This window comes from Nocardia sp. NPDC004718, assembly GCF_053601535.1.
Map to the genome: position 1 here is coordinate 1 of NZ_JBSGCA010000169.1, position 1237 is coordinate 1237.

Sequence of the window (1237 nt, forward strand, 5' to 3'; positions counted from 1 at the left end):
TCCCTAAGTTTGTAGGTGTCTGGGGTTGGTGCCCTGGATGCCCAGAGCGGTGGGGTGTAGCTGATGGTTGCTTGCCGTTGGTTTGGCTCCGAAGGACTGGCTGCCCCACCGTGCTGGACGCTCCGGCTGCTGATTGAGAGCTTGTTGCGGGTCGTCGCTGGTTAGGGATCTGTCGGCGGGGTTGTCCACGGGCGTAATGGTTTTCGAGTCAGGAGCACGTGGGTGATAACTCGCCCTCAGATATGGGTTGGGATCGACGTCGGCAAGCAGTCGCACCACGCGTGCGCGGTCGACGAGACCGGAAAAACGCTGTTCAGCTACAAGTTCGGCAACGACCAGGCCACGATCGAAGCCTTGATCGCTCGCGTCGCCAAGGCCGCCGATCGGGTGCGGTGGGCGATCGATCTGACCAGCCCATTGGCGTTGATGCTGATCACGGTACTGTTGGCCGCCGAGCAGGACGTGACGTATGTGCCGGGCCGGGTCGTCAACACCATGACTCACGGGTTCCGCGGTGAGGCCAAGACCGACGCCAAGGACGCGAAGGTGATCGCCGAGACCGCCCGCATGCGCCGGGACTTGTCCCAGGTCACGATGCCCGATGAGCTGGTGGTCGGGTTGACCCGGCTGACCAGCTATCGCACCGATCTCATGTCGGACTGGGTCGCCGGGATCAACCGGCTGCGTTCCCTGCTCGGCTCGATCTTCCCCGCGCTGGAGGCCGCATTCGACTTCTCGACCCGTACCCCGTTGATCCTTGTCGCTGGCATGTGCACCCCGGCCGAGATCCGCGCCGCCGGAATCGATGGTGTCGCAACATATTTGACCGAGAACGGGGCCTGGAAGCCGGGGATCGGCAAGACCGCGGCCGCTGCGGTCGAGGCCGCCGGACGCCAAAGCCTGGCATTGCCGGGCGAAGCTGATACCGCGATGTTGGTCAAACGGATCGCCCGCAAACTGCTCGACCTCGATCGCGAGATCAAGGACACCGACAAGCTCATCACGGCTCGCTTCCGGGAACACCCGTGGGCGCACATCATCGAATCGCTGCCCGGGATGGGGCCGGGCTTGGGGGCCGAGTTCCTCGTCGGCACCGGTGGCGACCTGGCCAATTTCGCCAGCGCGGGCCGTTTGGCGTCCTATGCAGGCCTGGTCCCGGTGCCTCGCGACTCCGGCAGGGTTTCGGGCAATCTGCACCGCCCCAAGCGTTACAACCGGCGACTGCGCAGGGTGTTCT

The 1237-nt window shown here is 64.7% G+C and carries 1 protein-coding gene; it reads left to right on the forward strand.

What is annotated here, in order from left to right; all coding sequences use genetic code 11:
• Positions 1-222: 222 nt before the first annotated feature.
• On the forward strand, positions 223-1237 hold a 1015-nt coding region (locus ACWEH3_RS36165), incomplete at its 3' end, for an IS110 family RNA-guided transposase (protein ID WP_450026992.1).